17 protein-coding genes are annotated in these 16,094 nt (G+C 54.3%); 13 read left to right on the forward strand and 4 right to left on the reverse strand.

Annotated elements, in window-relative coordinates:
• The first annotated feature begins 196 nt into the window (after positions 1-196).
• From tolQ to dmul_RS13340, 10 genes are all read left to right on the forward strand, one after another.
• The gene (tolQ, locus tag dmul_RS13295) at positions 197-910 is read left to right on the forward strand and encodes a protein TolQ (protein WP_020877195.1); all 714 of its coding nucleotides are present in this window, start codon (positions 197-199) and stop codon (positions 908-910) included.
• Positions 910-1,434, forward strand: a complete 525-nt coding sequence (locus tag dmul_RS13300) for an ExbD/TolR family protein (RefSeq protein ID WP_020877194.1) — start codon at positions 910-912, stop codon at positions 1,432-1,434. The genes tolQ and dmul_RS13300 overlap by 1 nt, the downstream gene beginning before the upstream one ends.
• Complete coding sequence (gene tolA, locus dmul_RS13305; RefSeq protein WP_020877193.1) at positions 1,434-2,627, forward strand: cell envelope integrity protein TolA; 1,194 nt, start codon at positions 1,434-1,436, stop codon at positions 2,625-2,627. The genes dmul_RS13300 and tolA overlap by 1 nt, the downstream gene beginning before the upstream one ends.
• A 41-nt stretch (positions 2,628-2,668) precedes the next feature.
• Positions 2,669-3,985: a Tol-Pal system beta propeller repeat protein TolB gene (tolB, locus tag dmul_RS13310; RefSeq protein ID WP_020877192.1), complete on the forward strand. Its 1,317-nt coding sequence runs from the start codon at positions 2,669-2,671 to the stop codon at positions 3,983-3,985.
• Positions 3,986-4,065: 80 nt separating this feature from the next.
• Positions 4,066-4,629, forward strand: a complete 564-nt coding sequence (pal, locus tag dmul_RS13315; protein WP_020877191.1) for a peptidoglycan-associated lipoprotein Pal — start codon at positions 4,066-4,068, stop codon at positions 4,627-4,629.
• A 114-nt stretch (positions 4,630-4,743) separates the two neighbouring features.
• Positions 4,744-5,556, forward strand: a complete 813-nt coding sequence (gene ybgF, locus dmul_RS13320; RefSeq protein WP_020877190.1) for a tol-pal system protein YbgF — start codon at positions 4,744-4,746, stop codon at positions 5,554-5,556.
• A 46-nt stretch (positions 5,557-5,602) separates the two neighbouring features.
• Positions 5,603-6,100: a crossover junction endodeoxyribonuclease RuvC gene (locus dmul_RS13325; RefSeq protein ID WP_020877189.1), complete on the forward strand. Its 498-nt coding sequence runs from the start codon at positions 5,603-5,605 to the stop codon at positions 6,098-6,100.
• Between the two features lie 36 nt (positions 6,101-6,136).
• Positions 6,137-6,763: a Holliday junction branch migration protein RuvA gene (ruvA, locus tag dmul_RS13330; protein WP_020877188.1), complete on the forward strand. Its 627-nt coding sequence runs from the start codon at positions 6,137-6,139 to the stop codon at positions 6,761-6,763.
• Between the two features lie 273 nt (positions 6,764-7,036).
• Positions 7,037-8,092 (forward strand): Holliday junction branch migration DNA helicase RuvB, encoded by a 1,056-nt coding sequence (ruvB, locus tag dmul_RS13335; protein ID WP_020877187.1) that lies wholly within the window; start codon positions 7,037-7,039, stop codon positions 8,090-8,092.
• Positions 8,093-8,106: 14 nt separating this feature from the next.
• Positions 8,107-8,925, forward strand: coding sequence for an SAM hydrolase/SAM-dependent halogenase family protein (locus dmul_RS13340; protein ID WP_020877186.1), 819 nt, complete (start codon positions 8,107-8,109; stop codon positions 8,923-8,925).
• A 9-nt stretch (positions 8,926-8,934) separates the two neighbouring features.
• Here the strand turns inward: dmul_RS13340 and dmul_RS13345 are convergent, their stop codons facing one another.
• Both dmul_RS13345 and dmul_RS13350 read right to left on the reverse strand, forming a co-directional pair.
• Positions 8,935-9,726 carry an endonuclease/exonuclease/phosphatase family protein gene (locus dmul_RS13345; protein ID WP_020877185.1) on the reverse strand — a complete coding sequence of 264 codons (792 nt, stop codon included), beginning with the start codon at positions 9,724-9,726 and terminating at the stop codon, positions 8,935-8,937.
• The gene (locus dmul_RS13350) at positions 9,723-10,391 is read right to left on the reverse strand and encodes a class IV adenylate cyclase (RefSeq protein WP_020877184.1); all 669 of its coding nucleotides are present in this window, start codon (positions 10,389-10,391) and stop codon (positions 9,723-9,725) included. The genes dmul_RS13345 and dmul_RS13350 overlap by 4 nt, the downstream gene beginning before the upstream one ends.
• A 285-nt stretch (positions 10,392-10,676) precedes the next feature.
• Here dmul_RS13350 and rplM point away from each other — a divergent pair, with 285 nt between their 5' ends.
• Together rplM and rpsI are read left to right on the forward strand one after the other, a co-directional pair.
• Complete coding sequence (rplM, locus tag dmul_RS13355) at positions 10,677-11,111, forward strand: 50S ribosomal protein L13 (protein WP_020877183.1); 435 nt, start codon at positions 10,677-10,679, stop codon at positions 11,109-11,111.
• Between the two features lie 56 nt (positions 11,112-11,167).
• Positions 11,168-11,563: a 30S ribosomal protein S9 gene (rpsI, locus tag dmul_RS13360; protein WP_020877182.1), complete on the forward strand. Its 396-nt coding sequence runs from the start codon at positions 11,168-11,170 to the stop codon at positions 11,561-11,563.
• Positions 11,564-11,984: 421 nt separating this feature from the next.
• Here the strand turns inward: rpsI and dmul_RS20625 are convergent, their stop codons facing one another.
• Positions 11,985-13,967, reverse strand: a complete 1,983-nt coding sequence (locus tag dmul_RS20625) for a hypothetical protein (protein ID WP_179947867.1) — start codon at positions 13,965-13,967, stop codon at positions 11,985-11,987.
• Positions 13,968-14,110: 143 nt separating this feature from the next.
• Positions 14,111-14,791: a DNA/RNA nuclease SfsA gene (gene sfsA / locus dmul_RS13370; protein ID WP_040416631.1), complete on the reverse strand. Its 681-nt coding sequence runs from the start codon at positions 14,789-14,791 to the stop codon at positions 14,111-14,113.
• A gap of 331 nt (positions 14,792-15,122) precedes the next feature.
• Here sfsA and dmul_RS13375 point away from each other — a divergent pair, with 331 nt between their 5' ends.
• Positions 15,123-16,076: a sensor histidine kinase gene (locus tag dmul_RS13375; RefSeq protein WP_020878488.1), complete on the forward strand. Its 954-nt coding sequence runs from the start codon at positions 15,123-15,125 to the stop codon at positions 16,074-16,076.
• The last annotated feature ends 18 nt before the right edge of the window (positions 16,077-16,094 follow it).

Consider the following 16,094-nt stretch of genomic DNA (forward strand, 5'->3'; position numbering starts at 1 on the left):
ATAGAGTTACATCCTTTTTTTTCTTTCAGGGCACACCGAAATCATGACGCCGCAGGCACAATACAACGCATTAATTTTATTGTATTTTAATTATCATAACCATTCTTGTGCAATTCGCTTGACACCCTATTTTTGTTCATATACCTTAGAACATTTGAAATACATAGGTTTAAAAGCACAACGATCGGAGACATTCATGACCAACAATCTGGATATTCTTCATATTGTCGCGGAGGCCGGTTACATGGTCCAACTCGTCCTCCTTCTGCTCCTCTTTTTCTCACTGACATCCTGGACCATCATCCTCATCAAGTACCTTTATATGCGCAGAGCTTTCAGACAATCGGAAGCCTTCACAGACATTTTCTGGGAAAGCCGAGATTTGTCCCTTGCTTATAAGGAGGCCAGAATTCTGGACGGCAGCCCCCTGGCGAGGGTCTTCAGCATCGGATACGTCGAACTCAAAAAACTCCGCCAGTCAAACAACAAATCCACCGGTGAAGACGGGAATTCGCTCATCGAAAAATTTACCGGCATCGACAACGTCAAGCGCGCCCTGAGACGTGCCATCACCACCGAGACCACCCGCATGACCCAGATGATCCCATTCCTGGCGACGGCGGGCAACACGACACCGTTTATCGGACTTTTCGGAACGGTTTGGGGGATCATGGAATCCTTTCGGGGTATCGGGCAAAGCGGCACGGCCAGTCTGGCGGTGGTCGCGCCCGGCATATCCGAAGCCCTCGTGGCCACGGCGGCCGGGTTGGCGGTGGCCATTCCGGCCGTTATCGCCTTCAACTATTTCATGCAGCGCATCCGGGTGATGGAATCGGAGCTTCAGAGTTTTGCCGCCGACTTTCTGAACATCATCGAAATCGACATTCTTCCGGCAAAGGGTAAACGATAATGGCCATTGAAAGCAACAGCGACCGTCTGATGTCCGACATCAACGTCACGCCTTTCGTGGACGTGATGCTGGTGCTGCTGATCATTTTCATGGTATCGGCTCCGATGATGACCCAGGGGGTGGATGTTGCCCTTCCGGAGGCAGTGTCGAAGGCCCTCCCCTCCGATGCCGAGCAGCTGATGGTGACGGTCGACGCCCAGAACACGATTTTCATCAACGATTATGAGGTTTCCCTTGATTCCCTGCAGGAGAAACTGATAAAAATTCTCGATGGATCCCATGACCGTCAGGTCTATTTCCGGGCCGACAAGGACATCGCCTACGGTATGGCTGTTCGGGTCATGTCTGAGATCAAAGGCGCCGGTGTGGAAAAGCTGGGGATGGTGACGGAACCTCTCGGCACCAACCGGGACACCTCCGGCAAAAAGGCCGCCGCATCCCCGACGGATACGGACAGGATGTCCCGCACGGGGATAAAGCCTGACGCGAAACGAAAGAACGCCGCGTCCAAAGATAGAGTTTAATGAAAGAACGTTCCAGAGAAAACCGGTCTCCCTTCAACGGTCATACCGTCGACACCCGCATCCTCACTTCGTCCTTTATCGGATCCGTCCTGGTTCATGCGATACTCTTCGGCATGCTCTTTGTCGGCTTTGACCGCAAACCGAAAATCGAGGCACCCCCGGCGGCCATCAACGTCACCATGATCTCTCCCGGCGAGCTTCCCCAGTCGGGACCTCCCGCAGGCGCGCGGACGAAAAACAGGAAGTCGGTGCCTGAGGCGCCCGTGGTAACATCGGAGGACCCTGACGTCATGGCGTCCGAGGAGCCCGATACCGCCGTCGAAGCACCGGAACCGCCGTCACATGCGGAAACGGCGCCGGCTCGGCAGCCCGAGGTATCGGAAGCGCCGGAGCCCGTCGTCAAAAAGCCGACACTCAAAAAGCCTGCGGACATCCCCAAGCCGATGCCCCCCACATCCAAGGAGCAGGTGGTCATCAAAGAGGCTCCAAAAGTTGAAAATACACCTCCGGTCAAGACTGCAACGCCGAAAAAGCCGAAAACCGCGGAACCGAAAACCGTTGTTGAGCCTAAACCCGATATGACGGATGAAAAGCCAAAAACCGCGGCGTCCAAACCCAAGGCGGCCCAATCCGAGCCCAAGGTGATCAAGCCCGGTAATGAAACCCGGAAGACCGCCGGGACTCGGAAGTCGGCCGTAACGCCATCGGCCGATCGGGCGGAATCCATTAAAGAGGCGATCGAGAAAGTCAAGGCACGGACCAGGCAAGGATCCGGGTCCGGCTCTGGATCCGGATCCGGGGGCACTGCCCTTGCCGCCAAGGGGACCGGCGCCGGCAGCGGCGGGAGTGATCGGACCGGCCGGGGGGCCGTCAGCGGAAAAGGAGCGGCCGGAGGGATGATGGGCGGCATCAGTGATATCTACAAGGCCCAGATATCCTATCAAATCGAGCGAAATTGGGCTTTTTCGGCCAATCTTGCCGCCGGAAGGAAGGACCTTAAAACAATCCTCGTCATTACCATTCTCCCGACGGGGAAGATTCAAAATCTCTGGTACGAACAACGCTCAGGCAATAATTTCCTGGATCAGTCCGCCTATAATGCGGTCATGAAGTCCGACCCGCTGCCGCCGCTGCCGAAGGGACTTTCGGAGTACACTATTGCCTTGGTATTCACCCCCACGGGATTGAACTGACTCATCCAACCGCATCCGAAAACAGGTGATAAGGACGATCGATGATAAAAGACGTATGCAAGACAGTATTGATGGGCGTGGTGTTCTGGCTCGCCTCTCTGAGCGTTGCTTCGGCCCAGTATGACTATATCGACATCCGGAATCCGTCACTCAAAAAAATTCCCATCGCCATACCCGCCTTTCGGGTTTCGCCGACGGACTCGGCAGTCGCTTTGAAAAGCTCGAACCAGGTTGCCGAATACCTCGATTTCACCGGTTTTTTTAAGATCCTGGACCGAGGGATGTTTTTGATGGATCCCCAGAATCCGGAAACCGACCGGGCGACCGTCAAGTTTCAAAACTGGAAGACCATCGGTGCGGAATTATTGGTCACCGGGAACATCCTGACACAGGGAGATCTTGTCGATATGGAGCTGCGGCTCTTTGATCCCTTCAAGGGAGAAATGCTGATCGGCAAACGGTACAAAGGGTGGAAAAAGGACATGCCCCAAATGCTGCGCCGTTTCTGCAGCGAGATCATTTATCTGCTGACCGGGAGTTGGGGGGTCTTCGACAGCAGAATCGCGTTCGTCTCCACGGCAACGGGCCACAAGGAGGTTTTCACCTGCGATTTTGACGGCAGCAATCCCAAACAGATGACGCGATTCAAATCCATTACGCTGACGCCGGCATGGGGAATGGACGGTTCGTGGATAGCTTACACTTCCTATGCCAAGGGCCGACCCGATCTTTACATCCTCAATCCCACTGGAAAACAGGGCACCATCGTCTCAAAAAAAGGATTGAACACCACGCCCGCCTGGGTACCGGGTCAGTTCAAGCTTGCGGCGACCTTTTCCTTTTCGGGAGATCAGGATATTTATCTGTTGACCGGCGACGGGAAAATCATTAAACAGCTGACAGAGAACTGGGGTATCGACACCTCTCCGACCTTTTCACCCGACGGTCGCAGGATGGCCTTTGTTTCAAACCGTTCAGGAACTCCTCAGATCTACATCAAGGACATCGGATCCGGAAAAGTCGAGCGCCTGACCTATGAGGGGAGATACAATACCCAGCCCAACTGGTCGCCTAGAGGAGACAAAATCTGTTATACAACCATTGAAGGCGGAGAAATCAATATCCATGCCATGGATCTGAAAACCCGTCAGGCGGCACGGTTAACCTATCATGCAGGTAAAAACGAAGCCCCGTCATGGTCGCCCGACGGCACCCTGATCGTTTTCAGTTCAAATCGAGAAAAAGGGATATCCCGGATATACGTCATGACGGCATACGGAACAGATCAACGACGTCTGATCCAGATGGGCGGGGAGCAATTCACGCCAAGTTGGTCCCCTAAAGCCGCCGGAAACTGAACGCCTACCGGCAGATATCACTTTGGCCAATAATCCGTAGTTCAAGATACACTCTACAATTTTATCCAGGAGGAGAAGTTATGCGTGGGAAATGGTGGATCATTCTGGCTGTTTTTCTGGTCATTCCCGGTCTGTTGACAACGACGTCCTGTTCCAAAAAAATGGTCAAGAGCGATGGCATGACCATGGCGGGAGAAGGTGCTGTTTCCGACGAGGCATCCGCAGGCGATACAGGCTACGCTCAGGGAGGGCTTGATCAGGGAGGCCTTGATGAGGAAGGTCTGACCCCCGAGCAACGGCGGGCTAAAGAGCAGTTCCTGAACGAGCACATTTATTTCGAATTCGACAGTGATATTCTCTCCGGCGAAGCCCAGTCCATCCTGATGAAAAAAGCGGAATATCTGCAGGACAATCCGAACCGGAGCGTCACCATCGAAGGCCACTGTGACGAGAGAGGCACCACCGAGTACAACCTGGCATTGGGAGATCGCCGCGCCCAGAGCGTCAAAAGATATCTCGAGACATTGGGAGTTGCAGCATCACGGATGACGCCCGTCAGCTACGGCGAGGAAAGCCCTGCCGATCCAGGCCATGACGAAGAAGCCTGGGCAAAGAATCGACGCGCGCAGTTCGTCTTCAATTAATCCTCGAATCCTCGAAAACGGGCAGGACGTACTATTGCCGGCCTTTCTTGAGCGCCGGCAATAGGCTTTTTCCGCATCTTCATATTTCACGAATATCACGACGGGATAACGGCAATGAAACCAATCCGGATGACATGTCTGGCGACCACCCTGATTTGCGGAATGATGGGTTGCGCAAGCCAAAGCGATATCAGAATTCTTGAAGACCGGGTGATAGCCCTCGAGCGGCGAAACCTGGAACTTCAACAGCAAACCACGGAAGATATTGATGCCAAGGCGGCGGCATTGAGAAATCAGTCCGCCAGTCTCCAGGTGGCAACAGATCAGGTCCGAAATGAAATCCAGGCCCTTGACGGAAAACTCGAGGAAACCCGCTATCAGCTCACGGAACAGACGCGGACCTCGGAAGATGTTTCCCGGCGGCTCACACGGATTGAGGACATTCTCCAGATTCCGGTTTCCGATATGGCCTCAGGATCTACTGTTTCCGGGAGCAACGCACCTTCTCCGAGTGCTCCCACTACGCCCGCAACCCAAGGAGCAGCCGCGATCGCCGCCACTGAAAACGAACTCTACCAAACGGCCAAGCAGGCCTTTGACCGAGGAGATTTCGATCAAGCCCGCCAAGGCTTTCAAGAGTTGCTCCTGCAATACCCCAACGCCAGGAATGGAGACAGCGCGCAGTTCTGGATCGGTGAAACCTTTTACCGACAAAAGGAATACGAGCAGGCCATACTGGAATATCAGACGGTGATCGAAAAATATCCCAGCGGGAAAAAGGTTCAGGCAGCTTTTTTGAAACAGGGATTCGCCTTCGCCGGCATGGGAGACAAGGCCAATGCACGGCTGATCCTCCAGGAGTTGATCGAGAAATATCCGGGCTCGAGCGAAGCCAAAATCGCTCGCCAGAAATTGAGCACCCTCTGATGTCGCCTTCTCCCGCCAACGGCAGGATCGGGTTCCTTGCTTCCCCATGTTCACGGTGATCGGTATCGATCCCGGTCTGGCGGATACGGGAATCGGTGTCGTCAGAGGGCGAGGAATGACGGTGAACGGATATGCCTACGGCAGTATATCCACACTGCGCTCACAAATGCTTGCAGACCGTTTGGAAAGAATTTATACCAAACTTTCGACGGTCCTTCGCGAAGAACAGCCGGATTTGATGATCGTCGAAGATGTTTTTTCCCTTGAAAGATTTCCCAAATCCGGCATCACCCTTGGAAAGGTCACCGGAGTGATTCTGCTGGCCGGCCGGCAGGCTGATATTCCCATAAGGGAAATTCCGGTTCGGGAGGCCAAAAAGGTGCTCACGGGAAACGGCGGTGCCGACAAGGCTCAGTTGGAAATGGCCGTACGCCGTATTCTGGGAAGATCGATCCGGATTAAACCCTTTCATGCCTCCGACGCGCTTGCCCTGGCACTCATCGGTTTGTTCAGACACGACTCCCGAACATGTCAGGATCGTTGACGCCTTGTCGTTCAACCCACAGGATATCCACACGCCATGATCGCATATCTCGAAGGAACTGTTTTTCAAAAGGAGGATGATCGTATCCTTCTTCTGGTGAATCACGTGGGCTATGAGGTAATGCTCCCATTTTTTGTCATGAAGACGCTGGATGCCGCAACGATAGGGGATCAACTCGCACTCTTCATTTACTACCACCATACCGAGCGTCAGCCCGCACCGATTCTGATCGGTTTCAACTCCGAGCTTGAGAAGGAGTTTTTTCTGCAGTTCATTTCCGTCGAGGCCATCGGCCCCCTTAAAGCCGTCAAAGCCCTGAATCAACCCATCAGCGATATCGCCAATGCCATCGAAACCGGTAATACGACCCTACTGAAGAATCTCAAAGGCATTGGTGTACGGACCGCACAGAAAATCATCGCCACCCTTGGCGGCAAAATGGGCAAATTCACATCCGTTCCGGGAGAGATTTCCCCGGAATCGGGAGCGGCCGAGGCATTTGTCGAAAAAGTGCTGGATGTGCTGGTGGAGCAACTGGGGCATAAAACCATTGAAGCCAGGCAAATGATCACGGAGGCCCTGGACCGGAATCAGGGCATTACGACCCCGGAACAACTTTTTGATGAAATTTATCGGGGGAATATGGTAAAATCCTTATTATAACTCAACGTTCGACTTTCACAGACCGGTGCCGGAAGGATACGGCCCCCGCCCGACGCGGTTTCGTTCAAGTGCCGCTAAAGCTTGCTCCGGGCGGCCTGGAAACTCGCCGGCGCTCAAACAGTCCGGGCCGCTGATCCCCCGCGACGCTTAAGCGGCACTGAGACGCACCGCTGAATGGGCTCGGATCGTATCCTCCCGGCACCTCCATCCGGTTATCATCATGACCGTCGAAAGTTGAAATTATAATTTGGTAGGGGGCATGAAACACAATCAATGGCCAGTAAAATCCTAACCTACTCAACCGATCCGGAAGGTATCCTTACCCCAAAACCCCTGTCCATGGACGAGGAACCGGAAACCCTCTCTCTCAGACCCCGTGCCCTGTCCGACTACGTTGGTCAGCCTGAAGTCGTAGAGACCCTCGAAATCGCCATAACGGCCTCAAAAAACAGAAGCGAGCCCTTGGATCACGTCCTTTTTCACGGCCCGCCCGGCCTCGGCAAAACCACCCTCGCCCACATCATCGCCAACGAAATGGGTGGAAACCTCACCGTCACCTCCGGCCCCGCCCTGGAGAAGGGGGGTGATCTCATCGGCATCCTGACCCACCTCTCCGAAGGGGACGTCCTCTTTGTGGACGAGATTCATCGAACGCCTAAAACGGTCGAAGAGTTCCTCTACCCCGCCATGGAGGATTTTGCCGTAGATTTTGTTTTTGATAAGGGTGTTCATGCCCGTAGTCATCGCTTCCGCCTGAACCGTTTCACCCTGGTGGGGGCCACCACAAGGGTGGGCCTGCTGTCCGCCCCGCTGCGGGATCGTTTCGGAATCTTCAGAAGTCTCGACTTCTATACCGAAAAGGACTTGATCACCATCGCCAAGCGGTCGGCGGCGCTTCTCGACGTGGCGATCGATACATTCGGCGCAGCGGAACTGGCCCGGCGGTCCCGGGGAACCCCCCGCATCGTCAACCGGCTCCTCAAACGCGTACGGGATTACGCACAAGTCCGCGGCGACGGCGTCATCTCGAAAGCGACGGTGGCTCAAGCGCTGACCCTCGAAGGCGTCGACGAAGCGGGACTGACCGCTCTGGATCGCCGATACCTGGAAACCATCATCCGTTTTTACAGCGGCGGCCCGGTGGGCATCGAAGCCATCGCAGCGACGTTGCAGGAAGAGACGGACACCCTCGTGGATGTCGTCGAACCCTACCTGCTGAAAACAGGTTTTGTCACAAGAACCAGCTCAGGCCGCCGAGCCTCCGAGGCCGCCTGCAGACATCTCTCCATCACCTGCCGCAAGGATCCCCTCTTCGATCGGGAGGAATAGACGAGGATGCTGCTGTGAACTGTGCGACATTGTTGACGGATTTTGGATTATCCGATGAATACGTCGGGGTCATGAAAGGCGTCATTCTGACGCTTCATCCGACCGCCACAATCATCGATATCAGCCATGACATCCCGCCCCAGGACGTTTCCGCGGCCGCGCGAATGATCCGGGCCGCTTTCCGCTATTTTCCGGAGAAGACCGTGCATGTCTGTGTCATCGATCCGGGAGTAGGCACTGACAGGCATATTCTGGCGGCCAATGCGGGCGGCCACCGTTTTATCGCTCCGGATAACGGCATTCTTTTCCCCCTGCTTCAGGAAGCGGCGGTCGAGACCCTCGTTCGCGTCGACAATTCCGATTTTTTCCTCCCAAAGGTCAGTCATACCTTCCATGGTCGGGACATCTTCGCTCCGGTAGCGGCCCATTTGCTTCGGGGCGTGTCCACCGAAGCCCTGGGTCCCCCGATTTCGCTTCAGCAGATGGTCCCCATCGAGCTTTCGGCACCTCGAAGATTTCCCGATGGAACCCTCGTGGGCACCGTCATCGGGGCCGACCGTTTCGGCAACCTTCTAACCGACATCCACCACCTTGATCTGGACCGGCTGGCACCATCGGGGGCGCCCTTTGAGATTCAGATCCGCGACATCAGGCTGCCGGGCCTTTCCCACGCCTATGGCGCTCCTGATGCGAAAAGGTGCCTTGCTTTGATCGGCAGCCGGGGTTATCTCGAAATCGCCGTCAGCGGCGGCAATGCTCACCAATGTCTGGACGTCGGAATCGGCGATGCGATTCATATCCGAAGACGAAAGGCGACGCCGTCAACACAGTGATGTTGATCCTCATCCTTTCGAAGATGCCCAATGAAATTCCGCCCACAACGGAAAATGATCGGATGGATAACGTCCGTCAACGGTATGGTAAATCACCTTGGCACAGTTCAGCCGAAGATCGCCCCGATAGAGTATCCAATCAATGTGATCACCGATCCGGGCTCCTGAAAATCCGTGGTGCGTTGCCGGATAAGGCGGCTCGAAGGCGTTACGGAATCGGCGCCCATCCGCCGTTCCCGCCTCCGGATCCCCCTCGATAAACACTTGGTGGCAGCGACTTTCCGGAGATGCATTGAAATCTCCCGTCAGAATCGTCGAGGCGTTGAGCTCCAGACGGTCAAGGCGATCCAGAATGACCGCCGCACTGTCGGCCTGCACCTCTTCGTTGAAATCGAAATGGGTATTGACGCAAACCACCTGCCGCCCTTTTCTCTCGAAAACGGCCAGGGTGCATTGCCGAGGCCATCGGCTTTTTCGAAAACGGCTCGGGATATCCGGGGTGGGGCTCAGAAAAAAATGGTCGACATGATGACACTGCCACGGTCGTCGATAAAAAATGATGTTGTTCTGCCAGAAGGGGGGCGCGGGGGTCCGCCGGCCCACGTGGTCATAATCGGGAAGCATTGCCGCCAGATCATCGGCCTGAAAATTGTTCACCTCTTGAAAGGCCTTGAAATCAGACGGATACTGTTCTATCAGAGCGGGGAACACCGCTTTCCTGAAACGCCAGGCGTTGGGCCCGTCATCTGCAAGACCGAATCGGATATTGAGCGAAAAGACCGAAATCGTATCCAGCGTCATGACGTCAAGTGCTCCGGCCGCTGTCGACTGGATTCAAACCGGCGGATATGAACTGAAAGATCCTCCGGCGTTGTGCCGCCGGAGAACCCTCGGAATTGATCGAATGTTACATCGGAAAAGGGCAGTTCCAAGGCCGTCCTCAGTTGGGCGAAAATGCCCAGATAGGTTTCGAGAATCCGTCGATCCCAGTCGAGGCCGATGCGATCGGCCAGCCCGGGGATGGTCTCCCGTTTCCCCTCGATTTCGAGAAATTCTCCAAATGGCAGGGTATCCATGCAGATAAGGCACTCCCCCATCACGAATGTCTCCCGCCATTTCTCGTAAATCTGGACAGGATGAAATCCAAGGGCTTCGAGAATCTGTGTCGTGACGGCAAAGTCACTGACCTCGATCTCGAGTTCCTCGAATATCTTAAACCGCTCCCGGTCCTGAGCCGAGATGCCGGGAACTTCCGATTTGAAGGTCAATCTGGCACGGCGGTCTTTTCGTAACCGCAACAGGGCGTTCCGCTCCAAAAGGCTGTTTGCCTTATCTTCGAAACGAATATTTCGCTCAAAGATTCGACCGTCGGAACGCCCCCCCAACACTTCAATACGATCCAGAATCTCACCGCGAGAAAGCAGGCTCGGATCCAGGTAAAACTTGACTTCGATTTCAAGGGACATTAAAAATGTTTCCTGTGCATTATGGATAGCAAGATAAAAGATTCCGATGGAGCCATTGACGCTCCGATCGCACCAGCGGCCGATGGATATGGCCTTCCTGCCGTAACGCCCATCCGTATCGCCCGTTTTTCGGTCGAAAATCCGTTTACAAGTTCAGCAAAGTTTAGTAAAGGCGAAACGTCATGTCAATTCCCGGATGATAGTGGGGGCATTATTTTTTATTGACAATATGCAAGTCTTATTCTATGTATATCTGATTATATAAATGACAGGGAGTGGAATACGGTGAAAAAATATACATATAGCGCCAAAGAATCAGACAAGATCGGCAAATGGTATGTCGTCGATGCCAACGGCATCGTATTGGGCAGATTGGCAAGCAGAATCGCACATCGAATCCGCGGCAAGCATCATCCATTGTTTACACCCCATGTGGATACCGGCGATAATATCGTCGTTATCAATGCGGACAAGATCGTCCTGACCGGCCGCAAAATGGAGCAGAAAACCTACTACCGGCACAGCGGTTATACCGGCGGACTGACGGCGACCACTGCCAAAGAATTGCTGAACAAAAAACCGGAGGACATCATCCGCTTCGCCGTCAAGGGAATGCTGCCCAAGAACAGACTGGGTAAACGGTTGATCAAAAAGCTGAAGGTGTATTCCGGCAGCGATCATCCACACACCGCGCAGCAACCCGAGGTTCTGGAATTCTGATTCAAATCTGAAGATCCCTTGTTTAAAATCACTGATCCAATCGATTGAGGCAATTCATGGAAAAAGAAACGGTTTTTTACGCAACAGGAAGACGCAAAACGGCAGTAGCCAGAACCTGGATAAAACCCGGCAGAGGGAAGATCCTGATCAACAACCGGGAAATCGGGGATTACATTCCAACGGAATCGATGCGGCTGACCCTGATCCAACCGCTTAACATCACCAATAATATAGACAGCTTTGACATCAACGTCACCGTGTCCGGAGGGGGTATATCGGGACAGGTCGGCGCGATTCGTCATGGCCTGACGCGGGCGCTCATCGAGATGGATCCGGATTTGAGACCGATTCTGAAAAAAGCAGGTTTTGTGAAACGCGATCCTCGGGTCAAGGAGCGGAAAAAATACGGTCAGAAAGGTGCAAGAGCGCGCTTCCAGTTCTCGAAACGGTAGTCTCTTCTTACACCCTTCGTTCTTCGTTTCTCCAAGGGAGCAGATATCATATTCTGCTCCCTTTTTTTGCCGCACCCACCAAGGGAAAAAACGCCGTCGGTCCGACCTATCGGTCTCGCTTTTTCCATACCGGCGACCGCTTTTCCAGAAAGGCGGAGATGCCTTCCCCGGCATCCATGTCCATGCTGTTGACCACCATGGATTCCGTCGCATAACGATAAGCCGCAGCCTCTGCCAGATCGATCTGGGCATAGAATGCCCGCTTCCCAAATCCAAGGGTATACCCGCTGTATTGCGCCAGTTCGGCGGCCCATTGTTCGGTTTCCGTCGACAGTTGAAGGGGAAATATAAAAAGCGAATTGCAGTCGCGGAAAACCGGGCCTGCAATTCGCTTTTGTGTACAGCGGTCTGATGCGATACCTCAGATGGTCATTTCAGATTTTCCGTCTTCAGATATCGTTTCCGTAGAATGTTGATCCGGAACGGAGGCCCCGGGTTCAGGTGCCTGTTCAGGGGCTGCCGTCCCGGGTGCGGCGCCGGTAATCGCCTGGGCCCCGTCCAGGATACCCTTGACGGTCTCAAGCCGTTTTTCAACGATCAAAGCTTGTTGCTCGGTCAAATCGAGGGCCGCAGCCTCCTGAAGGATCTCGAGGGCTTTTTGAAGATCCGCCGGGCCTCCCTTGGCAATCGCCGCATCAGCCCTGAAAAGCGTCTCCATGAAAGAGACCCTGATCAGCCGCGTTTCCACCGCATTCCGATATTCATCGTTAAAGGCAAAAGTCTGCGCTTCCATCAGGTATGAATGGATCTGCTCAAGGTCTGGCGCCTCCTCTGCGAAGAGTGCGTCGGCTTTTGAAATATAATGGTCCAGGATCAGTGTGAGCGCTTCCGTCCGGGTATAGACATCCTTGAGGGCAGACGGCATGGACATTCCGGAAAGCTTGGCAATCCGAACTGTTCCAACCGGAGAGAATCGGCCCTTCCACACCGCCAATGCATCGCCGTCGGATCTCAGGTAATATCGGGAGTGGTTTGAGAAACTGGCAGCCACGATCAAGGTAAAAACGACCGCCAGACAGGCAACCGTATACCGGACGGCTTTTTCCACTGGATCGGCCTTTTTTTTCGCCCTTGCCTTCTCCTCGGCGGCTTTCCGCTCCGCCTCGGCCTTCTCGGCGGCAGCCTTCTCCTCGGCAGCTTTCCGCTCCGCCTCGGCCTTCTCGGCGGCAGCCTTCTCCTCGGCGGCTTTCCGCTCCGCCTCGGCCTTCTCGGCGGCAGCCTTCTCCTCGGCGGCTTTCCGCTCCGCCTCGGCCTTCTCGGCGGCAGCCTTCTCCTCGGCGGCTTTCCGCTCCGCCTCGGCCTTCTCGGCGGCAGCCTTCTCCTCAGCGGCTTTCCGCTCCGCCTCGGCCTTCTCGGCGGCAGCCTTCTCCTCAGCGGCTTTCCGCTCCGCCTCGGCCTTCTCGGCCAGCTCTGCAAAATCAAAATCGAATTTCCGGCTCAAAATCTCCCGCATGCGGCTGTCGCCTTCATCGATACGGGGCGGCGCCGAAAAACCCGCCGCGTAGTCTGCGTCCTTCGGCGCTGCATACAGATGCTCCGGCTGCCACCGGTCAAACTTCAGCCGCAGAAGCTCGGCTGTCGTGCGCTTCGGCTTCGGCGGCTTCGACACCGCCGCAAAATCGAAATCGAATTTCCGGCTCAAAATATCCCGCATGCGGCTGTCGCCTTCATCGATACGGGGCGGCGCCGAAAAACCCGCCGCGTAGTCTGCGTCCTTCGGCGCTGCATACAGATGCTCCGGCTGCCACCGGTCAAACTTCAGCCGCAGAAGCTCGGCTGTCGTGCGCCTCGGCTTCGGCGGCTTCGACACCGCCGCAAAATCGAAATCGAATTTCCGGCTCAAAATATCCCGCATGCGGCTGTCGCCTTCATCGATACGGGGCGGCGCCGAAAAACCCGCCGCGTAGTCTGCGTCCTTCGGCGCTGCATACAGATGCTCCGGCTGCCACCGGTCAAACTTCAGCCGCAGAAGCTCGGCTGTCGTGCGCCTCGGCTTCGGCGGCTTCGACACCGCCGCAAAATCGAAATCGAATTTCCGGCTCAAAATATCCCGCATGCGGCTGTCGCCTTCATCGATACGGGGCGGCGCCGAAAAACCCGCCGCGTAGTCTGCGTCCTTCGGCGCTGCATACAGATGCTCCGGCTGCCACCGGTCAAATTTTCTCATCAGCAGATCATTTGAAGACGGATTTTTCTGTTTTACGGTTGTTTTTTTCCCCGCCGTCGCCGTTTTCGCCGCCGGCGTTTTTTTACCGCCCTGCCTGGCACCTGCACTCATGGTCTTTTTTTTCTTCGCGACGGTCTTCTTTTTGGAGGTTGATTTTACCGTTGTTTTTTTTGCCATAAAAACCCTCTTTGCGTGTATAACCGGTTAAACAGAAAGAAAGCAGCCCATACATTGGTAATCATAACAAATTTGCAATTCGTTAATATAAGATCATGCTGATTTTGTAAACATTTTTTTCCCGGTCGGGGAATTCCTTCACCTCACAATCGGTAGGGAATTCTTTTATTCAACCGAATCCACTCCAACGTTATCACCACATCGAATACAAGAATTTCAACCCCCTCCTTCGCCGCAAGCCGCAGCCCCTCGCCATACTTCGGATCGATCTCATCCGCCGGGACAAAATACTCGGCGTCCATGCGCTGAATCAGGTAAAACATGACACATCTGTCGCCTTTTTTCGCCAACCGCCGAAGCTCCACCAGGTGTTTCAAGCCCCGAGCGGTGACGGCATCGGGAAAAGACGCCACTCCGTCTTGAACCCAGGTGCAGTTTTTCACCTCAACATAGCATCGGCCGCCCGCACCGTCGGACAACAAAAGGTCAATTCGGCTGTTGCGGCCTACCGATGCCTCCCGTTGGACCGATGCATACCCCGAAAGCTCCTCGACAAGCCCCTGACCAATGGATGCCGCCACAAGACGGTTGGGGACCAATGTATTGACGCCGACCAGAGATGTCGGCATTCTGATTATTTCCCAGGTATACTTCAATTTTCGTTTCGGATTATCATGAAAGGACAGGTAAACCGGCATTCCAGGCTCGCAGCAGCTCGTCATCTTTCCTGAATTCGGACAGTGCGCCGTTACTGCCTGACCGTTTTCGAGCACCACGTCCGCCAGAAATCGTCGATATCGCTTGATCAGTCTGCCGGGGATCATCTCGGGCCACCCTATCTCTGAAGCGGAGGATCTGCATATCGGATATGTCGTCACTGAATCTCCTTAACCTGACTTTCGTAATGTTGACTGAACAGAGCGAACGGTTGTATTTATTTTTTGATCAGTGGGTTTTTGTCCCCCCGGACACCGCACCTGGACGCCATGATCCCTGCGGGAAGCGTCTCCCTGCCGAATTCCGGTCGATATTACGTTTACGCGTCAACGAACGTAAGCGCTGAGCATAAACCGAACCCGGCATCATGTCCGGACACTCCCGTGAGATGACGAAAATTGACATTCAGGATTCGCCGGTATATGAGGGCAGTCAATTATGAAACATACACGATGGTTTTATCACCCCTTATTTGTTTTCATCTTCTCCATACTGGCCCTGGTGCTGTCGCTGTTTCTGTCGATATACTGGTACACCAAAGCCAGCAAGAACCTGGAAACCATCGCCCGAAAATTCAACATCGATCCCCAGCAGGTGCTGAAATCGGAAACATGGATGGTGATTCTGGTGTTGTCCATCCTCGTGGGCATCATTCTCATCGGCATCTTCGCCATTTTCGTCTACAGCCAGAAAACTGTTCAACTGTATCGCCTTCAGCACAATTTCATCAACAGCTTCACCCATGAACTCAAAACCCCCGTGACGTCTCTGAAGCTTTTTCTTGAAACTTTTCTCAAACACGACATTCCCAGAACCGATCAGATCACCTATATCCGCTATATGCTTCAGGACGTCGGACGCCTCTCCGACAACATCAGTCGCATCCTGAATCTTGCCCGCATCGAGAGCAAGAGCTATGCGGGAGCATTTGTCGATTCCGACATGGTTCAACTGGTGAAAGACTTCATCACCGAAAACCACCACCTGTTCGAAGGATGTCAAATTGAGATCCACGATCCCGATGATGCGCCTTTCACATACACCGTCAACGTCCCCCTTTTCGAAATGTTCCTGATCAATATATTTACCAATGCCATTAAATACAACACTTCCCGGACGCCCAGAATCGATATCGTTTTCGAGAGGCAGAAACAGCGCCTCGCCGTCCATTTCCGGGACAACGGCATCGGCATCCCAAAAACGGAAATCAAACGGATTTTCAAAAAGTTTTATCAGGTGGGACGCTCCGATGATATGACGGCCAAGGGGAGCGGCCTGGGGCTTTATCTGGTGCAGAATATCGCCAGGCTCCACAAAGGTCGGGTGATCGCCTCCAGTGACGGACCCGGGGAAGGCGCGGTCTTCACCCTGCTTCTGCCACGTCGCCGTTGACCCCGAGATCTGGAAAGG

This window comes from Desulfococcus multivorans (assembly GCF_001854245.1).
Classification (GTDB): Bacteria; Desulfobacterota; Desulfobacteria; order Desulfobacterales; family Desulfococcaceae; genus Desulfococcus; species Desulfococcus multivorans.